The 22,355-nt window shown below is 60.4% G+C and carries 20 protein-coding genes; 17 read left to right on the top strand and 3 right to left on the bottom strand.

Going from position 1 to position 22,355, the window contains the following annotated elements; translation table 11 throughout:
* The first annotated feature begins 413 nt into the window (after positions 1-413).
* The 6 genes from ACI2KB_RS01610 (at position 414) to ACI2KB_RS01585 (ending at position 7,343) form a co-directional block, all read left to right on the top strand.
* Complete coding sequence (locus tag ACI2KB_RS01610) at positions 414-1,649, top strand: OprD family porin (RefSeq protein ID WP_404630739.1); 1,236 nt, start codon at positions 414-416, stop codon at positions 1,647-1,649.
* A gap of 183 nt (positions 1,650-1,832) precedes the next feature.
* Positions 1,833-2,561 (top strand): DUF969 domain-containing protein, encoded by a 729-nt coding sequence (locus tag ACI2KB_RS01605; protein WP_404630737.1) that lies wholly within the window; start codon positions 1,833-1,835, stop codon positions 2,559-2,561.
* Positions 2,558-3,508, top strand: coding sequence for a DUF979 domain-containing protein (locus tag ACI2KB_RS01600; RefSeq protein ID WP_404630735.1), 951 nt, complete (start codon positions 2,558-2,560; stop codon positions 3,506-3,508). Before ACI2KB_RS01605 ends, ACI2KB_RS01600 begins: the two co-directional genes overlap by 4 nt.
* A 433-nt stretch (positions 3,509-3,941) precedes the next feature.
* Complete coding sequence (rbsK, locus tag ACI2KB_RS01595) at positions 3,942-4,862, top strand: ribokinase (protein ID WP_404630733.1); 921 nt, start codon at positions 3,942-3,944, stop codon at positions 4,860-4,862.
* An 82-nt stretch (positions 4,863-4,944) separates the two neighbouring features.
* Entirely contained in the window at positions 4,945-6,276 is a 1,332-nt protein-coding gene (gene fucP / locus ACI2KB_RS01590) for an L-fucose:H+ symporter permease (RefSeq protein WP_404630731.1), read from the top strand.
* Positions 6,273-7,343: an aldose 1-epimerase family protein gene (locus tag ACI2KB_RS01585; RefSeq protein ID WP_404630729.1), complete on the top strand. Its 1,071-nt coding sequence runs from the start codon at positions 6,273-6,275 to the stop codon at positions 7,341-7,343. Before fucP ends, ACI2KB_RS01585 begins: the two co-directional genes overlap by 4 nt.
* A gap of 126 nt (positions 7,344-7,469) precedes the next feature.
* On the opposite strand, the gene deoR is transcribed toward ACI2KB_RS01585, so the two are convergent.
* Positions 7,470-8,240: a DNA-binding transcriptional repressor DeoR gene (gene deoR, locus ACI2KB_RS01580; protein ID WP_404630727.1), complete on the bottom strand. Its 771-nt coding sequence runs from the start codon at positions 8,238-8,240 to the stop codon at positions 7,470-7,472.
* A 133-nt stretch (positions 8,241-8,373) separates the two neighbouring features.
* On the opposite strand from deoR, the gene deoC reads away from it, so the two are divergent.
* Both deoC and ACI2KB_RS01570 read left to right on the top strand, forming a co-directional pair.
* On the top strand, positions 8,374-9,054 hold the full coding sequence (deoC, locus tag ACI2KB_RS01575; protein ID WP_404630725.1) for a deoxyribose-phosphate aldolase: 681 nt from the start codon (positions 8,374-8,376) through the stop codon (positions 9,052-9,054).
* 234 nt (positions 9,055-9,288) lie between these two features.
* The gene (locus ACI2KB_RS01570; RefSeq protein WP_404630723.1) at positions 9,289-10,242 is read left to right on the top strand and encodes an alpha/beta hydrolase; all 954 of its coding nucleotides are present in this window, start codon (positions 9,289-9,291) and stop codon (positions 10,240-10,242) included.
* On the opposite strand, the gene ACI2KB_RS01565 is transcribed toward ACI2KB_RS01570, so the two are convergent.
* On the bottom strand, positions 10,175-10,978 hold the full coding sequence (locus ACI2KB_RS01565) for a CatB-related O-acetyltransferase (protein ID WP_404630721.1): 804 nt from the start codon (positions 10,976-10,978) through the stop codon (positions 10,175-10,177). The genes ACI2KB_RS01570 and ACI2KB_RS01565 overlap by 68 nt on opposite strands.
* A 228-nt stretch (positions 10,979-11,206) precedes the next feature.
* Between ACI2KB_RS01565 and ACI2KB_RS01560 the strand changes: the two genes are divergently transcribed.
* Positions 11,207-12,091 (top strand): AraC family transcriptional regulator, encoded by an 885-nt coding sequence (locus tag ACI2KB_RS01560; RefSeq protein ID WP_404630719.1) that lies wholly within the window; start codon positions 11,207-11,209, stop codon positions 12,089-12,091.
* On the opposite strand, the gene ACI2KB_RS01555 is transcribed toward ACI2KB_RS01560, so the two are convergent.
* Complete coding sequence (locus ACI2KB_RS01555; protein ID WP_404630717.1) at positions 12,054-12,953, bottom strand: LysR family transcriptional regulator; 900 nt, start codon at positions 12,951-12,953, stop codon at positions 12,054-12,056. The two genes, ACI2KB_RS01560 and ACI2KB_RS01555, sit on opposite strands and share 38 nt — an antisense overlap.
* A gap of 139 nt (positions 12,954-13,092) precedes the next feature.
* Here ACI2KB_RS01555 and ACI2KB_RS01550 point away from each other — a divergent pair, with 139 nt between their 5' ends.
* The 8 genes from ACI2KB_RS01550 to dctM all read left to right on the top strand — a co-directional run bounded on the left by ACI2KB_RS01550 (position 13,093) and on the right by dctM (position 22,185).
* Positions 13,093-13,932: a MaoC family dehydratase N-terminal domain-containing protein gene (locus ACI2KB_RS01550; RefSeq protein WP_404630715.1), complete on the top strand. Its 840-nt coding sequence runs from the start codon at positions 13,093-13,095 to the stop codon at positions 13,930-13,932.
* Between the two features lie 88 nt (positions 13,933-14,020).
* Positions 14,021-15,184: an acyl-CoA dehydrogenase family protein gene (locus tag ACI2KB_RS01545; RefSeq protein ID WP_404630713.1), complete on the top strand. Its 1,164-nt coding sequence runs from the start codon at positions 14,021-14,023 to the stop codon at positions 15,182-15,184.
* Positions 15,185-15,194: 10 nt separating this feature from the next.
* Positions 15,195-16,544, top strand: coding sequence for an MmgE/PrpD family protein (locus ACI2KB_RS01540; protein ID WP_404630711.1), 1,350 nt, complete (start codon positions 15,195-15,197; stop codon positions 16,542-16,544).
* 62 nt (positions 16,545-16,606) lie between these two features.
* Complete coding sequence (locus tag ACI2KB_RS01535; protein WP_404630709.1) at positions 16,607-17,806, top strand: CaiB/BaiF CoA transferase family protein; 1,200 nt, start codon at positions 16,607-16,609, stop codon at positions 17,804-17,806.
* Positions 17,807-18,003: 197 nt separating this feature from the next.
* Positions 18,004-18,834, top strand: a complete 831-nt coding sequence (locus ACI2KB_RS01530) for an HpcH/HpaI aldolase/citrate lyase family protein (RefSeq protein ID WP_404630707.1) — start codon at positions 18,004-18,006, stop codon at positions 18,832-18,834.
* A gap of 341 nt (positions 18,835-19,175) precedes the next feature.
* The gene (locus tag ACI2KB_RS01525) at positions 19,176-20,171 is read left to right on the top strand and encodes a TRAP transporter substrate-binding protein (protein WP_404630705.1); all 996 of its coding nucleotides are present in this window, start codon (positions 19,176-19,178) and stop codon (positions 20,169-20,171) included.
* A 98-nt stretch (positions 20,172-20,269) separates the two neighbouring features.
* Positions 20,270-20,902: a TRAP transporter small permease gene (locus tag ACI2KB_RS01520; RefSeq protein WP_404630703.1), complete on the top strand. Its 633-nt coding sequence runs from the start codon at positions 20,270-20,272 to the stop codon at positions 20,900-20,902.
* Positions 20,902-22,185, top strand: coding sequence for a C4-dicarboxylate TRAP transporter large permease protein DctM (gene dctM, locus ACI2KB_RS01515; RefSeq protein WP_404630701.1), 1,284 nt, complete (start codon positions 20,902-20,904; stop codon positions 22,183-22,185). The genes ACI2KB_RS01520 and dctM overlap by 1 nt, the downstream gene beginning before the upstream one ends.
* Positions 22,186-22,355: the final 170 nt, after the last annotated feature.

Raw genomic sequence — 22,355 nt, 5'->3', positions numbered from 1 at the left:
TTGGAAAAAATATTTAGCGGTCGATAAAAATCGGTTCTCGAACGAACTATTTGGTTATCCGCCTACAGGGGGGCCTAGTTCCAGGTCCCTACACTAGCGAAAGAGACATAAGTGTAAAGTGAACAGGATTACCGCGTCACTCATCGTCTCCAAATCAATGGAGAGCGATGAACGGTGCCTGAACAGAATTTCTTATGGGGCATAGCGGTTTTTTCCCGTTGGACGGCAGGCGGCGGTCTGCCGAAAGATGCTCGGCGACACGAGAAAGGCACGACGCCGCGTCGGTAGACACCGATGCAATCCACGCGCCAAGCCTTCAGGGTCGTGGTGTCCAGGCGCCCGATCTCATTCATTAGCTGCGCTCTGCCAAGCAGTCGGTCGACACCGCTGCGCGCTCACGGGAAGAGGCTTCAATGACCCATAACAATCAAAAATATATTCGCGCATTGCTCTTTGGCGGCGCCACGCTTACCTACGGCGTGACCGCTCAGGCTGGCTTTTTCGCTGACAGCAAAGGCGAACTGGAAAGCCGCAATTTCTACTTCAATCGCGACTTTCGTCAGGAAGGCGCCCGGGACAAGGCCGAGGAGTGGGCGCAGGGTTTCCTGTTGCGCCTGCGGTCGGGCTACACCGCAGGCACCGTCGGTTTTGGCCTGGATGCACTGGGGATGGTGGGCGTGAAGCTGGATTCGGGGGACGGCACGGCGGGCACCGGTTTGTTGCCTGCGGATCGGTCATCGGGCGGCTCGCAGGACGACTACGCCAAGTTAGGGCTGACGGCGAAGATGAAAGTCTCGAAGACCGAATTGAAAGTCGGCTCACTGTTTTTCAAGGACCCGGTGATCAACTCCAACGACACTCGCCTGTTGCCGCAGACCTTTCGCGGCGGGCTGTTGACCTCGCAAGAACTGAACAACTTCACGTTCACGGGCGGCCACATCGACCGGATCAAGGCCAACAGCTCCAGTGACTTCACTCAGATGACCGGCAACCGCATCGGCGGCACCAGCAACAGCTTCAACTTCGGCGGCGGCGATTACCAGGTCACCCCGCAACTGGCGCTGAGCGCCCACTATGGACAACTGGAAAATGTCTATCAGCAGTATTTTGGCGGGCTGGTGCATGTGCTGCCGTTGGGCGCGGGGCAGAGCCTGAAGTCGGACCTGCGCTACGCCAGCAGTCGAGAGGACGGCAACTTTCGCGACCTGGACAACAAGGCATTCGGGTCGATGTTCACCTACAAACTCAACGCCCATGCCTTCGGCGTCGGCTACCAACGGATGACCGGGGACGATCCGTTTCCCTACATCGCGGGCAGCGATCCTTACCTGGTCAACTTCATTCAGATCGGTGACTTCGCCAACGCCAAAGAGCGTTCGTGGCAACTGCGTTACGACTACGACTTCGCCGCGTTGGGGCTGCCGGGGCTGACGTTCATGAGCCGTTATGTATCGGGGGACAACGTCGAGCGTGCAGCGGGGGGAGAGGGCAAGGAGTGGGAACGCAACACCGACATCGGTTACGTGTTTCAGAGCGGGGCGCTGAAGAACCTCGGGGTGAAATGGCGCAACGCGACGGTGCGCTCCAACTTCGGCAATGACCTGGATGAGAACCGTTTGATCGTGAGTTACACCGTGCCGCTTTGGTAAAGGGCAGGGCTCCGTGTGGAACCCTTTGTGGGAGCCGGCTTGCTGGCGAAAGCGCTGTGGCAGTCACCCCTGATGTCACGGATGTACGGCATTCGCCAGCAAGCCGGCTCCCACAGGGTCGCATTTCAACCTGTTTTGGCGTGGTTCCCGCCAGACATTCTTCACTGAGACGAGATTCTCACCATGCAAACCGCTATCAATCTATGGCCGCTGCTCGGCGTGCTGGTCATCGTTCTGGGCTTTTTCCTGCGTTTCAATCCGATGCTGGTGGTGGCCTTGGCTGCACTGGCGACCGGTCTTGCCGCCAGCATGCCGCTGGAAGCTATTCTGGCCACCATCGGCACCGGCTTCATCAAAACCCGCACCTTGCCGCTGATCATCCTGCTGCCACTGGCGGTCATTGGCCTTTTGGAGCGCCACGGTCTACGGCTTCACGCGCAGAACTGGATCGCACGGTTTACCCGCCTCACCGCCGGGCGACTGCTGATCGCCTACCTGTTCGTACGGGAAAGTACGGCGGCATTGGGCCTGACCAGTCTGGGCGGGCATCCGCAAATGGTCCGTCCGCTGCTGGCACCGATGGCCGAAGGCGCTGCCGAATCCCGTTTCGGCAAACTGCCGCACGCTCTGCGTATCAAACTGCTCTCACTGTGTGCGGCCACCGACAATGTGGGGCTGTTCTTCGGTGAGGACATTTTTGTGGCCTTCGGCGCGATTGCCCTGATGCACACCTTCCTGCTCGGTTCGGGCATCGACGTCGACCCGATGCATATCGCGTTCTGGGGCATTCCCACAGCGATCTGCGCTTTTGTGATTCACGCCATTCGCCTGCATCGTTTCGACCAGCGCCTGAGCCGCGAACTGAGGGCTTTGCCGCAGGCGTCGGTTTCTGCTCAGGAGGTCACGCCATGATTCTGTCCATTCAATACCTATACTGGCTGGCGGGCGTAATTCTGGCGATCACCGCCGTGATGACGATCACCGACCGCAGCAATCCCAAGCGTTGGAGCACAGGCTTGTTCTGGGGCCTGTTCGCCGTCGCGTTTCTGGTCGGTGATCACCTGCCGCCGGTGTGGGTCGGCGTCGGCGTGCTGGTGATGGCGCTGATCGCAGGTCTTGGCGGGGTGGGTTTTGGTCAGCACGACAACCTGCCGGACAAGGCCCGGCGCGAAAGTGCAGGGCGCTTGAAGAACAAGCTGTTCATCCCCGCGCTGGCAATTCCGTTGGTGACGGTGATCGGCGCGGTGTTGCTGAAAAACATCAAGTTCGGTGACGTGTATCTGCTCGATCCGGCTAACAGCACGTTCGTGTCATTGGGCATTGGCAGCCTGGTGGCATTGGCTCTGGCCTGCTGGCTGACCCGTGACACGCCGGTGCAGGCCATGCGTGAGTCCCGTCGTTTGACTGAGGCGTTGGGTTGGGCGCTGGTGCTGCCGCAAATGCTAGCGATGCTCGGCCTGGTGTTCAATGATGCAGGTGTCGGCAAGGCGGTGGCGCATCTGGCGACGGCCTACATCAACCTGGACTTTCGGCTGATCGCGGTGATGGTCTATGTGCTGGGCATGGCGCTGTTCACGATTGTCATGGGCAACGGCTTTGCGGCGTTTCCGGTGATGACCGGGGGGATCGGCGTCCCCGTGCTGGTCGGCATGTACGGCGCCAATCCGGCGGTCATGGCGGCCATCGGCATGTTTTCCGGTTATTGCGGCACGCTGATGACGCCCATGGCGGCGAACTACAACCTCATCCCGGCGGCGCTGCTGGAGTTGCCGGATAAATACGCGGTGATCAAGGCGCAGATTCCCACGGCGTTGGCGATGTTGGTGGCGAATATCCTTTTGCTTTATTTCCTGATGTAAGGCGCTTTTCGGTCAAACGAATTTGCCCGATAGAACGCCAACCTGTGGCCGGCTTGCTGGCGAATGCGGTACCTCCGTGGCAGCAGGGGTGACTGACACAGCGCTTTCGCCAGCAAGCCGGCTCCCACAGTTTCGGCGTCGAAACCAGGCAACATATATTTTCCACAGGTCGTCAGCACCGCAATGATCGGGTGATCGCAAACGATTGCGACCACCGACTGTCTCTATAGACCAATGGTCCAACCCCCTCTAAATCCGGGCTTTCAACGGGTCAGACAGCGATATCTGGCCCGTTTTTGCTGTGGCGCGATGAAGCCCCTACAAAAAAGAGGTTGAATAGTCACAATAAATGTTATTTAAATAACAAAAATAATAACGCCCAAGCGGTTCGATTTTTTTGGTCCGTGGGTGCGTGCACAAGGTAATGACACACATGAACAAGATCGCGGTCATCGGCAGCAACATGGTGGATTTGATCACCTACATCGACCGGATGCCGGTTCAGGGCGAGACCCTGGAAGCGCCGGATTTCGCCATGGGCTGCGGCGGCAAGGGTGCCAATCAGGCCGTCGCGGCGGCCAAACTGGGCGCTGACATACTGATGCTGAGCAAGGTTGGCGACGACATGTTCGCCGACAACACCCTGGCCAACTTCAAGCGCTTCGGCATCGACACCCAGTTCGTTCAGCGGGTGCCGGGGGTGTCCAGCGGCGTCGCGCCGATCTTCGTGCAGAGCGATTCCCACAACAGCATTCTTATCGTCAAAGGTGCCAACGCCCACCTTAAACCCGCTGACATCGACGCCGCCCAGGCGGCTTTGCGTGATTGCTCGCTGATCGTGCTGCAACTGGAGATCGAGCTGGAAACGGTCTACTACGCCATCGATTTCGCCAAGGCCAACGACATCCCCGTGCTGCTCAATCCGGCGCCTGCGGTCAAAGGTTTGAGCCGTGAGCACCTGCTGAAACTGGACTTCTTCATCCCCAATGAAACCGAGTTGTCGCTGATCACCGGTCAAACCATCGATTCCCTCGAGGCTGCCCGTTCTGCCGCGTTGCAGTTGACGCAGGACGGCATTCGCCACGTCATCGTGACCCTCGGTGAAAAGGGCGCGCTGTACGTGGGCGAGGAGGGCGAGTTCCGCGTGGACGGCATCAAGGTCGATGCCCGTGATACCACCGGCGCAGGCGACGCGTTCATCGGCTGTTTCGCCCGCCACTGGAGCGAAGACGGCGATATGCGCCGCGCCATGACCCAGGCCGTGGCCTATTCCGCCTGTTCGGTCACCGGGCTGGGCACCCAGAGCTCCTACCCGGACGCCGACACGTTCGGACGCTTTCTCGACACGCTGTAAGCCTTTCTTGAGCCGCCGCGCCCTGACCGGATGTTTCTGACCGGCAGGGCGGGGTATTTCCTGCATTTGACGGAGAACAACAATGACAAAGCCCGCGCTCCAACAGTCCCCGGACGGGTTCTACCTGAACCGCACGCCGTGGTTCGCTTTTATCCTGCTGTGTTGCTGCTTCGCGTTGTGGGCGGCGGCCGCGAGCATGAATGACGTGCTCATCGCGCACTTTAAAAAGGCCTTCCTGCTCAGCGATTTCCAGACCGCGTTCGTGCAGTCGGCGTTCTACCTGGGCTACTTCTTCGTGGCCATTCCGGCGGCGATGGTCGTCAGGCATTTCAGCTACAAAACCACCATCCTCATCGGCCTGCTGCTGTACATGGTGGGCTGCTCGCTGTTCTTCCCGGCGGCCTCGATGGCCAAGTACGAGATGTTCCTGATGGCGCTGTTCGTCATCGCGGCGGGCCTGTCGTTTCTGGAAACCGCCTGCAACACCTACTCGACGCTGATGGGGCCGCGTGAAACCGGCACCCGTCGCCTGAACATCTCTCAGACTTTCCACCCGTTCGGCGCCATGGCCGGGGTGTATGTGGGCAGCTTCGTGATGTTCAAGGACACCGACGCCACCCGCGAGCAACTGACCCAGATGAGCGCGTCCGAAGCGGCGATTCAGCAACTGGACATGATCCAGTCCACACTGCTGCCGTACAAATGGATGATCGCGGTGCTGATCCTGATGTTCGTGCTGATCGCCTTCACCAGATTCCCGGCGTGCAAAGGCAACATCAAGGACATCGCCAAGAAGAGCGGCGTGGCTCAGAGCCTGTCGCGCCTGTGGCGTAACCCGCGTTTCACCTTTGGCGTGTTGGCGCAGTTTCTGTACGTCGGCGCGCAAGTCGGCGTGTGGAGTTTCACCATTCGCCTGGCCATGCAGATGGGCGGGATGAACGAGCGCAGTGCGTCTTGGTTCCTGCTGACCACCTTTGCCGCTTACTTCGTCGGCAAGATGATCGCCAACCTGCTGATGCGCAAACTGCACCCGGCCAAGGTGTTGGCGATTTATGGCGTGCTGACCATCGTGCTGCTGGCCTACACCATTCTGGTGCCGAACATCAGCGCGGTGTACGCAGCGGTGGGCGTGAGCATCTTCCTCGGCCCGTGCTGGCCGACCATTTACGGCCTGACCATCGATGGTCTGGGTGAAGACACGGGCGTTGGCGGTTCGCTCCTGGTGATGAGCATCGTCGGCGGCGGCGTGATGCCGATCTTCCAGGGCCTGCTGTCCGACGCCACTCACGGCAACATGCAAATCGCCTACAGCGTGCCGCTGCTGTGTTTCGTGGTGATCGTCGCCTACGCAATCAAATGCCTGCGTGATCCGCGCAGCGAAACGGCGCCGGTCGGTGCGGTGACCGCCTCATGAGCACGATTATTTCGCTCTATCCCGAACTGTTCGGCAGCGTTGAAAAAACGCTGCTGGAATCCGCTGATTTTCGCGTGCTGGCCTGGACCTACCCCAGCGGCGTGAAAGCCCTGGCATTGGAGAACAACCGTGGCCGTGTGACAGTGCTGCCGTATCAGGGGCAGATGATCTGGTCGGCGGTCTTCGACGGCTGCGACCTGACCATGCGCAACATGTTCGAGCAGCCGCGCCCAAGCCCGACGGTCATCGGCACCTACGGCTGCTTCATGTTCCACAGTGGCCTGCTGCGCAACGGCTGCCCAACGCCGGAAGACGATCATCCGCTGCACGGCGAAATGCCCTGCGCGCCGATGGACAGCGCCTGGCTGGAGGTCGGCACAGATACAACCGGCGCGTTTCTGCGTGTCGGGGGCGAGTACGAATACGTCATGGGCTTCGGTGACCACTACCGCGCCCGCCCCAGCGTGAAATTGCGTCCGGGTTCGGCGTTGTTCGACATCGACATGGACGTGCAGAACCTCGCAGGCAAGCCGATGGAGCTGATGTACATGGCGCACATGAACTACGCGTACGTCGCCAATGGCCGGTTTGTCGAGCCTTTGGGTATTGAAAGGACGAGGGTGCGCACCAGCGTACCGGCCCACGTGAAACCCACACCCGCGTGGTCGGCGTACATGGCTGAGTTGACGGAAGATCCTGCGCGTTTGCAGGTGCTGAATACCCCGGAATTGTACGACCCGGAAATCGTCTGCTTCTTCGACGGTGTGAAAGCGGATGCCACCGGTGACGCCCATTTTTTGCTCGCGCATCAAGATGGCGCGGCGTTTTACACCCGCTACAAGCCTGCCCAATTCGATCATGCCGCGCGCTGGATTCTGCACAACGCCGATCAGCAGGTCGCTGCGTTCGTGCTGCCTTCGACCTGTGAGCCAGAGGGCTATCGGGCGGAAAAGGCAAAGGGCAATGTGCGGGAATTGGCGGCGGGGGAGAGCGCGTCGTTCAGTGTGACGACGGGGTACCTGGCGTCTGGGGAGTTCTTGCAACTGGAAAGTGATTTGAAACGCTGATGGCCCTGTCGCGAATGAATTCGCTCCCACAATGTGACCGCGTTCTGGCTGACGGTACACGTTGCCCTGTAGGAGCGAATTCATTCGCAATGGCGGTGGATCAGGCGCGGAAGATCCAACGTCTGACTAAATCACCAACTGCGCCCCATACCCCTGAATCAGATCGCGATACACCTTGGGCACTTTCTTGTCGCTGACCACCACATGAAAGGCATCCAGCGTTGCGAAATGCGCGGTGCGCACGGCGTCGAACTTGGAGTGGTCGGCCAGCAACATGCAGTGGCGGGCCTGGCGCAGAACTTTCTGCTTGACCTCCACTTCATTGAAGTTGAAGCAGGTCACGCCAAACTCGTCGCTGACGCCTGCAGCGGAAACGAACGCCCAGGTCAGACGAATGCCATCCAGAATGCTCGCTTCAGCATGGTGCTCGAAGACTTGGTTCTTGCGATGAAAACTGCCACCGCACAGCACGATGTTGCAGTTGGGTTTTTGTTGCAGTTTGAGCAGCACGTTGAGGGAGTTGCACACGGCGGTGAATTCCAGCTCATCGGGGATGAAATCGATGACGAAGGGAATCGTCGTGCCGCAATCGAAAAACACCGTGTCGCCAGGCTTGATGAAAGCAGCGGCCAGTTTGCCGATACGACGCTTCTCCTCGACGTGTCGCGTGCCTTGCTCGGTGACTTTGTAATCGCTGGCTTCAGACGGATCGAACGCCAGTGTGATGTGCCCGCCCAGCAGGTGGAATTTCTCGGGATGACGGCCCAGATCGCGCCGTAGGGTCATTTCCGAGACATCCAGCAGCGCCGCCATTTCACGCAGGTGAATGGCTTTCTGGTCCTGCAAGGCTTGCTGAATCAGTTTGATGCGGTCGGACTTCTTGTTATCCACGGTCATCCCGGCTGTCGATTGATTTGATGTAAAAGTAACACAATATGTTATATTTCAAACAATGTTGAGCAGCGGGCGAATCACCCTCGCTTGCTGCTCGAAGCTTACCGCTAATCGCTGCTCTTGAAGGAATGAGTCAATGAAGATCGAACCCGCCGCCCTCGCGCAGTACATCGACCACACCTTGCTGGCCGCCGACGCTTCCCGCGCTCAGATCGCCACGTTGTGCCGTGAGGCGCAGGAGCACGGATTCTATTCGGTGTGCGTGAACTCTGGACAGGTGCCGTATGCCGCATCACTGCTCAAAGGCCAGGCAGTGAAGGTGTGCGCCGTGGTTGGCTTCCCTCTGGGCGCCGGGCTGAGCGACACCAAGGCCTTCGAAGCGCAACAGGCTGTTGCGGCCGGTGCCGGTGAGGTCGACATGGTTCTGAACGTCGGCGCGCTGAAAGAGGGTTTGCTGGACGTGGTGCGCGACGACATTGCCGCCGTCAAACAGGCCTGTGGCGCGGTGCCGCTGAAGGTGATTCTGGAAACCTGCCTACTGGACGATGCGCAGAAAGTTGCCGCCTGCGAAATCTGCCGCGAACTGAACGTAGCGTTCGTCAAGACGTCCACAGGATTCAGTAAAAGTGGCGCGACCCTGGACGATGTGGCGTTGATGCGCAAGGTCGTGGGGGCTGGCGTGGGCGTCAAGGCGTCCGGTGGCGTGCGGGATTACGCAACCGCGGTGGCGATGATCGAAGCGGGTGCTACACGTTTGGGCACCAGTTCCGGGATTGCCATTGTCAGCGGCGCCCCGGCGTTGGGTTCGGAGTACTGATCCTCTCTGGCGGTACGTGAAACTGTGGGAGTGAGCTTGCTCACGATAGCGGTGCGTCAGTCAACGATGTCCTCATCTGATCCACTGCTTTCGTGAGCAAGCTCACTCCCACAGAAGGGCGCCGGGTGTCCGGAAGATCGTGGCCCGGCGGCTCCGCTCGGCTGAAGGACATGACCACCCACGGCAATGAATGGCACACTGCCGGTGTCATTGTTTCTTCACACCGGACACCCCATGCCGCAACTCACCCTGGCGCACCTCAAAGCACGCTGGTTCTTCTGGCTGTGCATGCTGCTGATCGTCGTCGGTCTGCCGGTCGGCTGTGCGGCCTTGCAACACAAGGAGCGCGAGCTGGTGTTCATGATCGAACCCGGCACCGCCAGTTGGTATCACGGCATTCCGTCAGATGTACAGGAGCTGGAACTCAAGGCCCCGTCCTTTGGCGTCTCGCAAAATATCCACGCCTGGTGGTGGCTGGCCGACAAGAAAGACGCCCCGGCGATCCTTTACCTGCACGGCTCGCGCTGGAACCTCACCGGGCAGTTTTTCCGCATCGAGCAATTGCACGCGCTGGGCTTTTCCGTACTGGCCATCGACTACCGTGGTTTTGGTGAAAGCAAAGGGCAATTGCCCTCGGAAGCGTCGGTGTACGAGGACGCCCGCATCGCCTGGGCGCGTTTGAAGCAATTGCAACCAGATCCGCGCAAGCGCCTGATCTACGGCCACTCGCTGGGCGGCGCCGTGGCAGTTGACCTGGCCGCCGAGCTTGGGCGGGACGCGCAAACCGCAGACGAGCCGATTCAGGCGCGAGGGTTGATTATCGAATCGACCTTCACCAACCTGGCCGATGTCGCCGCCTCGGTGGCCAGCACTCGTACCTCCTTGCCCGTGCGCTGGCTGGTGTCGCAGAAGTTCGATTCCATCGACAAGATCGCCGACATCCACATGCCTGTCCTGATTGTCCACGGCAGCGCCGATCAATTCGTTTCGCCGCGCTTCAGTGAAGAACTGTTTCAGGCCGCCCAAGAGCCAAAAAGTCTGCTGATGGTGCCCGGCGGTAATCACAACAACAGCATGAACCTCGGTAAACAGGCCTACACCCAGGCCATACAGGCATTGCTCAATGCGAAGGCACCTGCGGTGCACGCGTTGAATGAGGCGCCTGCGGGCGAGAAACGCTCGGGCTAGCGGGGGCGCGTGCCGATTGGTGGCTCACTGAAAACGGCTTGTTGCACACCGTCACCGTCTGTGGATGGCTGTCTGGAATCGCTTCGCCCTTCAGGGCGTCGAGCAGCTTTTCGGGATCCTCCATCGGCAACTCGGCCAGTTGTGGCGGCGTGAGGTTCCACCACTGGCTGGCCAGCAGCCCCTCGATGATGTGCGGCGCGAAGCGATAGCGCAGCACCTTGGCAGGCGAACCCACGACGATCGCATACGGCGGCACGTCGCATGTCACGAGGGATTGCGCACCGATGACCGCGCCGGTGCCAATCGTGATGCCCTCCAGAATCAGCACATCCATGCCGATCCACACGTCATGGCCGATGACCGTCTGTTTCACCGCGTCCGGTGTAGCGAGTCGCTCAGCCTGACCGTGACGCAGCGCGGCCAGCGCGCTGTGAGTGCTGAGCCATTCCAGTGGGTGCGATTTGCGGTTCTGTCCGATGGTGACGTTACGGGCGATGGAGCAGTAGCGGCCGATGCGGGCAACATTCTGCAGCTCGGTGCCACTGACGATGTCGGTGTAGGCGCCCACGCTCAATTCGCGGGCGTTGATCTTGACCTGATGCAGCTTCACGCCGTGTTCCAGGGTCAGGCGCATGTCTCGCCGTAGCCCTCGTACTCCGCTGTCCAGTCGGCATTTGTTACGGGCGAGGGCGCGTTTGAGCTGATGGTCCAGGAGCAGTCGGCGAAAGTAATTCATGGGTGAACATGTCTCGATGGGGCGAGCCTCATGCCGAGTTCTGGCCGGGCGCACTTTGTTATTGGAATCAGAGGCGGATAATCGCATAACTGCCAATGGCTTGGAGTGCGAGAACCGTTCGGTCACAAGGTCGGCAGGCGCCGTTCGTCGCTTGGCGGGGCATTCACAACGGCGGCGGCAAGTGGTATCTGTGTGCACCTGCTGTCAATTCGATTTCGAGCCTGTGCCATGGACAAATACTCAAACGGCGAAGCCCATCTGACCCATTGCGAGCGAGACTGGGTCGTGCGTGCTGAACCCTTGCCGCAGATGGAGCGCATCGAGGCGTATTTCCATGGACATGGCTTTGACATGCACCGCCACGACACCTACGCCATTGGTCACACCCTGTCCGGGGTGCAGAGCTTTCGCTACGGTAAGGACATGGTGAACAACCTGCCGGGGCAGACCATGGTGCTGCACCCTGACGAACCTCACGATGGGCGTGCAGGCACCGAGGACGGCTTTCGTTACCGGATGTTTTATCTGGAACCGGCGATGATCCAGCAGGTACTCGGCGGCAAGCCGCTGCCGTTCATCAAAGGCGGCGTGTCGAGCGATCCGCGTCTGTTCAAGGCTTCGCAGGCTTTGTTGCGCGACCTGCACTCGTCCCTCGACCCGTTGGAACTGGACGACGCTGTCTACGACATCGCCATCGCCCTGCAAGACGCCGCAGGCGTGCGCAAAAGCCGACAAAGCGTGGATTACGCCGCCGCTCAACGAGCGCGTGAACTGCTGCTGGCGAGCCTCGAACAGGGCGTCAGTCTCGACGAATTGGAACAGGCCAGCGACACCGACCGTTGGCGCCTGTCCCGGGATTTTCGCGTGCTGTTCGGCACCAGTCCTCATCGCTATCTCACCCTGAGACGACTGGATCTGGTGCGCCATTCCATCTCCTGCGGCATGTCCCTCAGCGATGCCTCGGCCATGGCCGGGTTCGCCGATCAGAGCCACATGACGCGGCATTTCGTGAAGACGTTCGGCTATCCGCCGGGGAAGTGGTTGCGGATGTTGGGGCAGTCAGTGCACGGCTCTCCTACTGAGAGGGCGTCGCTTCCGGCATCAACACGTTGATCAACGCCCTGACCACCCCCGGCAGGGCGTCCAGTTCCCGCACTAGAATACTCCGCTCGCGTACCGCCCATGGTTCATCCAGTTCAATCGTCACCAACTTCATCGTCCGGCTGTGCCGCATCGCCGCAGACTCGGGAATGATGCCGATCCCCACCCCCGCCTCAACCATCCGGCAGATGGCCTCAAAGCTCGACACCTGAATCCTCAACGACAGATTCAACCCCAGCCGCTCGACGTGATCGCGTAAAAAACTCAGCAACGTGCTGCCTTCGTGCAGGCCGATGTGCTGAAACGCCAAGGTTTGCTTCAAGGTCACTTTTTTCTGGGCGGCCAGTTCATGGCCTTCCGGGACCGTTAGCACCAAGCGGTCGGTGCTGAAGTGCATCACCTGCAAGCCCGCCGCTTCAACCGGCCCGGCGATGATGCCCATGTCGGAACTGCCGTCGAGCACGCCGCGCACGATGTCTCGCGACAAACGCTCTTGCAGATCGACCGTCACGCCGGGCCTTTCAGCGAGAAAACCTGCGAGCACCTCGGGCAGGAATTCGGTGACGGCGGTGGTGTTGGCGAAGATGCGAATGTGGCCCGCCGAATCGGTGCCGTACTGGGTGAATTCGCTTTTCAGGTAATCGACCTGGCTCATGATCAATCGCGCATGCTTGAGCAGGCGCTGCCCGGCAGGGGTCAGTTCGACACCACGGCTGTCGCGGTACAGCAGTCGGGTGTCGAGCTGGTTTTCCAGGGCCTTGATGCGTGCGCTGGCAGCGGCAGGGGAGAGAAAGGCGCGGCGGGCGCCCTGGGTCAGGCTGGGGGATTCGCCGATGTGGATGAAGAGGCGCAGGTCAGCCAGGTCGAAGTGCATGGTGGGGTCCGGATGTTGTTGTCATTGGAAGGATCGCGTTCAGCATACATGAACGCCGGTATACGCAAATGCAAATTCACAGAATGCCCGCGCGCTCGCATGATCGGCCCATAACAACAAACGCAGAGGCTGCTCCCCCATGAGTGATTCAGATTCGCCGGTGGATTTCAGTGCCTGGATCGGACGGTCCGAAGAGGCGCAGGATCACCTGAGTCACAACCTGATCAAGCGTATCGCTGCCACGTTTGGCGAACCCGTGCCTGCCGCTGGCGAGGCGCTGCCGCCGCTGTGGCAATGGTGCTTCTTTCAAGAACCGGTGTTCGAAGCCCAGCTCGGCGCTGATGGCCATCCTGCTCGCGGCGGGTTTCTGCCACCCGCCGACAACCGCAATCGCATGTGGGCCGGCGGCCGGGTCGAGTTCATTCAGCCGCTGAAAGTCGGGGCCGATGCCCATCGCCTGTCGACCATCCTGCACATTGAAGAAAAGCATGGCCGCACGGGTTCGCTGCTGTTCGTCACCCTGCGCCACGACTACTCGCAAAACGGCGAGCTGTGTGTACGTGAAGAGCAGGACATCGTCTACCGCGAACCCAATCCGCCAAAACTCAACAGCGGTGAAGCGCCAGAGCAGGGCGACTGGAGCGAGACCGTCGAGCCGACGCCAACCCTGTTGTTCCGCTACTCCGCCGTGACCTTCAACGGCCATCGCATTCACTACGACTACCCCTACGTCACTGAAACCGAAGGTTACCCAGGGCTGGTGGTGCACGGGCCGATGATCGCGACGTTCAACCTGCGAGCGTTCATCCGTGCCAACCCGGACAAACGCGTGCGCCACTTCGCCTATCGCGGCATGCGCCCGCTGAACGTGCCGACGCCGTTCCGTGTCGGTGGCCGCATCAGCGAGCCAGGCAAGGCGCAGTTGTGGGCAGGCAACGAAGCCGGTGTCGCGCAAAGTGCCGAAGTGCTTTTTGACTGAGCCGGGTTCGATCCAAATCTCTTCCTTTATATAGGCATGGCCAGCCCCGCACTTGCGACGGGGCTTTTGGCAGACGCGAGTGAACACCATGAGTCCATACGATAACGAAGACCTCAATGCCATCCGCGAAGGCGTGCGCGCCCTGTGCGCTGAATTCCCGGCTGAATACTGGCGCAAGATCGACGAAGAGAAGGGCTTCCCGGAAGCCTTCGTCAAGGCGCTGACTGACGCGGGCTGGCTGTCGGCGATGATCCCCACCGAATACGGCGGCTCGGGTCTGGGCCTGGCTGAAGCCTCGGTGATCCTTGAAGAAGTGAACGCCTGTGGCGGCAACTCCGGCACTGTGCACGGCCAGATGTACAACATGTTCACCCTGCTGCGCCACGGCAGCGAAGCGCAGAAAAGCTACTACCTGCCGAAACTCGCCAGCGGCGAACTGCGTCTGCAATCGATGGGCGTGACCGAACCGACCACCGGCACCGACACCACCAAAATCAAGACCACCGCCGTCAAACAGGGCGACAAATACGTGATCAACGGCCAGAAGGTCTGGATATCGCGCATCCAGCACTCTGACTTGATGATCCTGCTGGCACGCACCACGCCGCTGGCGGACGTGAAAAAGAAATCCGAAGGCATGTCGATCTTCCTCGTCGACCTGCGCGAAGCCATCGGCAACGGCCTGACCGTTCAGCCGATTGCCAACATGGTCAACCACGAAACCAACGAGCTGTTCTTCGACAACCTCGAATTGCCTGCCAGCAGCCTGATCGGTGAGGAAGGCAAAGGCTTCAGGTACATCCTCGACGGCCTCAACGCCGAGCGCACCCTGATCGCCGCCGAGTGCATTGGCGATGGCCGGTGGTTCATCGAAAAATCTGCCGCGTACGCCCGCGATCGCGTGGTGTTCGGCCGCCCGATCGGGCAGAACCAGGGCGTGCAATTTCCGATTGCCGAGGCCCACATCGAAATCGAAGCGGCGGACCTGATGCGCTGGCGCGCCTGCGAGGAATACGACAGCGGCAAGAACGCTGGCGCTGCCGCGAACATGGCCAAGTACCTTGCGGCCAAGGCGTCGTGGGAAGCGGCCAACGCCTGCCTGCAAACCCACGGCGGTTTCGGCTTTGCCAACGAGTACGACGTGGAGCGCAAATTCCGCGAGACCCGCCTGTATCAGGTCGCGCCGATCTCCACCAACCTGATTCTTTCCTACGTCGCCGAGCATTTGCTCGAACTGCCACGCAGCTTCTGAGGATTTAGAAATGACCCACACTCAAGCGTTAGCGGGCTTTCTTGCCGAGCTGAAATACGAGCAGATTCCCGGCCACGTGCTCGACCGCACCGAAGACCTGTTTCTGGACTGGATCGGCTCGGCACTGGCGAGCAAGGGCGCGCGGCCGATTCCGATTTTCGAGCGCTACGCCGAGCGCATGGGGCCTGCGAGCGGCAAGGCGAAGATTTTGGTGAGCGGGCGTGATACCACGGCGTATTTTGCGGCGTTGGTGAATGGGGCAGCCTCGCATTTGGTCGAGCAGGATGACCTGCACAACAGTTCGGTATTGCACCCAGCGACGGTGGTGTTTTCAGCTGTGCTGGCAGCGGCGCAGGAACTGAGCAAGACCGGGCAGGATTTCCTGTTGGCGTCGGTGGCCGGTTATGAGGCCGGGATCCGCATCGGCGAGTTTATGGGCCGTTCGCACTACCGCATCTTTCACACCACGGCCACGGTCGGCACGCTGGCGGCGGCTGTTGCGGTGGGCAAGTTGCTGGACTTCAATCAGGAACAGTTCATCAACCTGCTCGGCACCGCTGGCACGCAAGCGGCGGGGTTGTGGGAGTTCCTGCGTGATGCGGCGGACTCGAAACAACTGCACACCGCCAAGGCCGCTGCCGATGGCTTGCTGGCGGCGTACATGACCGCCGACGGCCTGACCGGTGCGCGCAACATTCTGGAAGGCGAACAGGGCATGGCGGCGGGGATGTCCACCGACAGCGATCCGTCGAAGCTGTCGGATCGGCTGGGTTCGCGCTGGGCGTTGGTCGAGACCTCGTTCAAGTTCCACGCCTCCTGTCGTCACACCCATCCCGCCGCCGATGCACTGCTGCACTTGATGCAGCGCGAAGGGCTGAGCCATGAGCAAATTGCCAAGGTCGTGACCCGAGTTCATCAAGGCGCCATCGATGTGTTGGGCCGAGTGGATGTGCCTCAGACCGTGCATCAGGCGAAGTTTTCGATGGGTGCGGTGTTGGGCCTGATTGCTGTGCATGGCAGTGCGCAATTGATCGAATTCCGCGATCTGGCGCTGACCGATGCCGCCGTTGCGGCCTTCCGCGAGAAAGTGACGATGGAGCTGGACCCTGAAGTCGACGGTGCTTATCCCGCGCGCTGGCTGGGCCGGGTGATCGTCACCACCACCGATGGCCGCACCCTGAGCGCCGCTATCGACGACCCGAAAGGCGACCCGGGCAACACCCTGTCGCGGCCGGAGTTGGAAGATAAGGTCCAGCGCCTGTTGGCGTTCTCCGGTGCTCGCACGGTGGCGCAGGGCAAGGCGCTGACCGAGCGGGTCTGGCAACTGCGCGATGCGCGGGATCTGGCGGATTTGATCTGATAGCACATACGTGATCGTTCCCACGCTCCGCGTGGTAACGATCATGGGAAGAGGTTAATAGCATGACTCAACAAAACCCCCGTCCTCTGGACGGCATCACTGTCATCAGCCTGGAACACGCCATTGCGGCGCCGTTCTGCACGCGGCAACTGGCCGATCTCGGCGCCCGTGTGATCAAGGTCGAGCGTCCCGGCGTCGGTGATTTTGCCCGAGGCTACGACCAGCGTGTCGATGGCCTGGCCTCGCACTTCGTCTGGACCAACCGCTCGAAAGAAAGCCTGACCCTGGACCTGAAACAGGACGCCGCGGGCGACATTCTTGAATCCCTGCTTGGCCAGGCCGATGTGCTGGTGCAAAACCTCGCGCCGGGCGCCGCTGCGCGCATGGGCCTGTCGTTCGAGGCGCTGCATGAACGCTTCCCGCGGCTTATCGTCTGCGACGTGTCCGGCTACGGCGAAGGCGGGCCGTATGAAAAGAAGAAAGCCTATGACCTGCTGATTCAAAGCGAGGGCGGCTTTCTTTCGGTGACCGGCGGCCCCGGCGAAAACGACATGGCCAAGGCCGGTTGCTCCATTGCCGACATCGCGGCGGGCATGTACGCCTACACCGGTATTCTTTCGGCGCTGTTGCTGCGAGACAAGACCGGCGAGGGTAGCCGTATCGACGTCAGCATGCTGGAAAGCCTGGTGGAGTGGATGGGCTACCCGATGTATTACGCCTACAACGGCGCGCCCCAACCGCCACGGGCCGGGGCGTCGCACTCGACGATCTACCCTTATGGGCCGTTCCCCACCGGCGGGGGCGGCACGATCATGCTCGGCTTGCAGAACGAGCGTGAATGGGCGCTGTTCTGCGAGAAGGTCCTGCTGGACAAGGCGCTGGCCACTGACGAACGATTCTCGGCCAACTTCAAGCGTTCGGAAAACCGCGAGGTGCTGCGGCAGATCATTGTCGATGGCTTTGCGGCGTTGAGTCTGGATGAGGTGGTAGCACGCCTTGAAGACGCGCAGATTGCCAACGCCCGGGTCAACGATATGCACGGTGTGTGGGAGCACCCGCAACTCAAGGCCCGCGACAGTTGGCGTGAAGTGGACAGCCCGTCCGGCCCGTTGCCGTCGTTGTTGCCCCCAGGGCGCAACGCAGCGTTCACCCCGCGCATGGACGGCGTGCCGGGGTTGGGGCAGCATACGGCGAGTATCCTCAGCGAATTGGGGTTTAGCGCTGAGGAACAGGCGCGGATGAGTGACGCCGGGGTGGTTTGACACATCGCCAATTTGTCTGGCGCCTGGCTCCCACACTGCTCGGTGTCGAGCCATGAATTCAGGACCGACATCGATTCTGTGGGAGCCGCCTTGGTGCGGGCGGCGTTCCGACGAAAGCGGTTGATCGGCCAACATAGAATCTCCCACAAAGACCGTGTGCACCAAACCAGCCGTTTGTGATTAACAAGGAAGCCACCATGCCACCATCCATCATCCGCTCCGCGCTCTTCGTGCCCGGCAGCCGACCCGAGCGTTTCGCCAAGGCGCTGGCCGCGGGCGCTGACGCGGTGATCGTCGATTTCGAAGACGCCGTGGAAGAACCCCTCAAACGTCAGGCCCGCGACAACCTGGCGGCTTTTCTACAAAGCAATCCTCAATCTTCTGTCTGGGTGCGTGTCAACGCGCCGGACCACGCCGAGCATCTCGCTGACCTGGCCTTTTGCACGCAGCACAACGGCGTGGTCGGCGTGCTGCTGCCCAAGGTCGAAAGTGCGGCCCATGTGGTGGCGGTGCACGCCACCGGTAAACCCGTATTGCCGATCATCGAAAGCGCCAAAGGTTTACTGGCGCTGGAGCAGGTCGCCCATGCGCCGGGTGTCGAACGCCTGTCATTCGGTGGGTTGGACTTGGCGCTGGACCTGAACCTCAACAGCGGCACTCCCGCCGCGCAGCTGTTTCTCGATCAGGCGCGCATGTCGGTGCAACTGCACTCCAGAGGGGCGAACCTGGCGCCACCGTTGGATGGTGTACACCCGGCCATCGGCGACCCGGACGGCCTGCATCGGGCGGTTCGTCATGCCTACGACATGGGTTACGGCGGCGTGCTGTGCATTCATCCCAAACAAGTGCCGGTGATTCACGCGGCGCTGGCGCCCAGCGCCGAAGATTTGGCCTGGGCGCAGCGGGTGGTCGATGCCAGTGCTGCTGCCAATGGCGCCGGGGCGTTTCAACTGGATGGCCAGATGGTCGATGCGCCTGTGTTATTGCGGGCGCAGCGGTTATTGGCGTTGGCGACTACGCAGTCATAGACGCAGATGCCCCGTGGGAGCGAATTCATTCGCGAGAGGGCGGTTCAGCCGACGCGGATTTGTCGTTAGTGAAACCGTATCGCGAATGAATTCGCTCCCACAGGAGACTGAGGTGGCCGTTTCGATGGTGGCACTTTTTCATTAGCCTGCTAATTTTCTGAAGGCGTTGCGTCTGGCCTGCAGTTCGGGGAGGGTGGGGGACATATCGTTGGCGTTCAGCTCCGCCGAACGCTGGCTTATCGAAAAGCTGATTCTCGAAACACATCCTGTTGGGCATCGTTAGATGGCACAACGCTCATGCATAACCGATTTCCTTATACAAAAATAAAAAGGTGATATCGATGTTGAAGCTGACCAAGGCGCTGTTCTGCGCCGCTGCAGTGTCCGTGGCCGGTATGGCGTATGCGGACCCGATCGTGATCAAGTTCGCCCACGTCGTGGCGGAAAACACCCCCAAAGGCCAGGGCGCCTTGCTGTTCCAGAAAATGGTCGCCGCCGATCCGGCCTTGAAAGACAAGGTCAAGGTCGAGGTCTATCCAAACTCCTCGCTGTTCGGCGACGGCAAGGAAATGGAAGCCCTGTTGCTCGGTGACGTGCAGATGCTTGCGCCGTCGCTGGCCAAGTTCGAGCAATACACCAAGAAAACCCAGATCTACGACCTGCCGTTCCTGTTCAACGACCTGGCGGCCGTCGACCGCTTCCAGCAAGGCCCGCAGGGCAAGGCGCTGCTGACCTCGATGGACGACAAAGGCATTCATGGCCTGGCCTACTGGCACAACGGCCTGAAGCAACTGTCGGCGAACAAAAAGATGGTCGACCCCAAAGACGCCCGTGGCCTGAAATTCCGCGTACAGGCGTCCAGCGTCCTGGAAGCGCAGTTCGTGGCGCTGCACGCCAACCCGCGCAAGATGAGCTTCGCCGAGGTTTATCAGGGCTTGCAAACCGGTACCGTCAACGGCACCGAGAACACCTGGTCGAACTATGAAAGCCAGAAGGTCAACGAAGTGCAGCCGTACTTCACTGAGTCCAACCACGGCCTGATCGACTACATGGTGATCACTAACTCCAAGTTCTGGAACGGCCTGCCCGCCGATGTGCGCGATGAGCTGCAAAAGATCATGGATGAGGTCACTGTGGAGGTTAACAAGCAGGCTGAAGCCCTGAACCAGACCGCCAAGCAGAAGATCATCGATTCCAAGACCAGTGAAATCGTGACCCTGACCCCCGAGCAGCGGGCCAAATGGCGCGAAGTCATGAAGCCGGTCTGGGACAAGTTCTCCGATGAAATCGGCGCTGACCTGATCAAGGCCGCTGATGATTCGAACAAGGCGCCTTGAGCCTTCAAGAGTTGGCTTGATCGATACAGGCCCTGATGCCTGCGTGGCCACCTCTTCGTAAATGAGGTGGCCGCTCTCTCGACGTTCGGAGAATTCTTATGCAATCGCTGACGCGACTCTGGGAGCACCTGGAGGAAGGCTTCATCGCTTTTCTGCTGGCTGCCATGACGCTGGTGACTTTCGTCTACGTGGCGCTGAACAACATCTACACGCTGTTTTACACCCTCAGCGATCAGTGGGCGGTCAGCAGCGACTTTTTCGCAGGGATTGGCGATCACTTGATGGGCTATGCCCAAAGCATGACGTGGAGCGTGGCCCTGACCAAGGCCATCTTCGGCTGGCTGATTTTCTTCGGCATCTCATACGGGGTGCGCACGGCCGGGCACCTGGGGGTCGATGCGCTGGTGAAAAAGACCAGCAAACCGGTGCAACGCATTCTGGCGATGCTCGCCTGCGCTTGCTGCCTGGCGTATGCGGGGCTGTTTTTGGTGGCCAGCTACAAATGGGTTTCGGCGCTATTCGTCGCAGGGATTGGCGCGGAAGACCTGGACCGCTACGGCATCAAGATCGCCTACATCACGATCATCGTGCCCATCGGCTTCGCGCTGGTGATCGCTCGCTACCTGGAAATTCTCTATCGCATCTGGACCCATCGTCAGACCGGCCTTGGCCTGGCTGACGAAGCGGCAGAAGCCAGCAAACTGGCCAATCCTGACGGGGAGCCACACTGATGACCGTGCTTTGTCTGTTTCTGTTGCTGTTCGTTTTCATGTTTCTGGGGGTGCCCATCGCGATCTCGCTGGGCCTGTCCGGTGCGGTGTCGATTCTGCTGTTCAGTCAGGACTCGTTGAGCTCGCTGGCGATCAAGCTGTTCGAAACCTCCGACAGCTACACCTTTCTGGCGATTCCGTTCTTTCTGCTCTCCGGCGCGTTCATGACCACTGGCGGCGTGGCGCAACGTCTGATCGATTTCGCCAACGCGTGCGTCGGCCATATTCGCGGTGGCCTGGCGATTGCGGCGGTGTTGGCGTGCATGTTGTTCGCAGCGCTGTCGGGTTCGTCGCCTGCCACCGTGGCGGCCGTGGGTTCGATTGCCGTGGCGGGGATGGTGCGTTCCGGGTATCCGAAAGAATTCGGTGCCGGGATCATCTGTAACGCCGGTACGTTGGGGATTCTGATTCCGCCGTCCATCGTGATGGTGGTCTACTCGGCGGCAACCGAGACCTCGGTGGGCAAGCTGTTCATCGCCGGTGTCGTGCCGGGAATCCTGCTCGGCGTGATCCTGATGGTGGTGATCTACATCGTCGCCCGGGTGAAAAAGCTGCCTGCGCAACCGCGTGTTTCGTTCCGTGAGTGGCTGACCACCGCGCGCCGGGCGTTCTGGGGGCTGCTGTTGCTGGTGATCATCCTCGGCGGGATCTACAGCGGCATGTTCACCCCGACCGAGGCGGCGGCGGTGGCGGCCGTGTATTCGGCGTTTATTGCACTGTTCGTCTACAAGGACATGCGGTTTCGCGATTGCCCGAAAGTGCTGCTGGAGTCCGGGCGTCTGTCGATCATGCTGATGTTCATCATCGCCAACGCCATGCTGTTCGCCCATGTGCTGACGACCGAGCAGATTCCTCAACAGATCACCAACTGGGTGATTTCTGAAGGACTGACGCCGATCGGTTTCCTGATCATGGTCAACGTGGTCCTGTTGGTGGCGGGCAGTTTCATGGAGCCGTCGGCCATCGTGCTGATTCTGGCGCCGATCTTCTTCCCGATTGCGACCAAGCTGGGCATCGATCCGATTCACCTGGGCATCGTGATGGTGGTGAACATGGAAATCGGCCTGGTGCATCCGCCGGTGGGCTTGAACCTGTTCGTGACCTCGGCGGTGACGGGGTTGACCCTGGGGCAGACGATTCGAGCGGCGTTGCCGTGGCTGTCGATCCTGCTGCTGTTCCTGATTCTGGTGACCTACGTGCCGTTCATTTCGTTGGCCTTGCCGAACTGGCTGGGGATGCCGTAACGGCCCTGACCGAACTGTGAGCGCAGTGCCTTGGCCCCCGATGGCGTGAGTCTTCGGGGGCTTTTTTCGTACTCCGGGCGGCTACGGGAAGTATGTTTCCAGCGCACATAAAAAATCCGCACAGGCCCAGTGTTGCCAAAGGCGCTGCGCGGATCGTCTACGACGCGGTC

It is taken from the genome of Pseudomonas sp. NPDC088444 (assembly GCF_044900175.1).
Classification (GTDB): Bacteria; Pseudomonadota; Gammaproteobacteria; order Pseudomonadales; family Pseudomonadaceae; genus Aquipseudomonas.
Note: the sequence above shows the minus strand (reverse complement) of the source record. Positions and strands in the feature narration are given on the sequence as shown.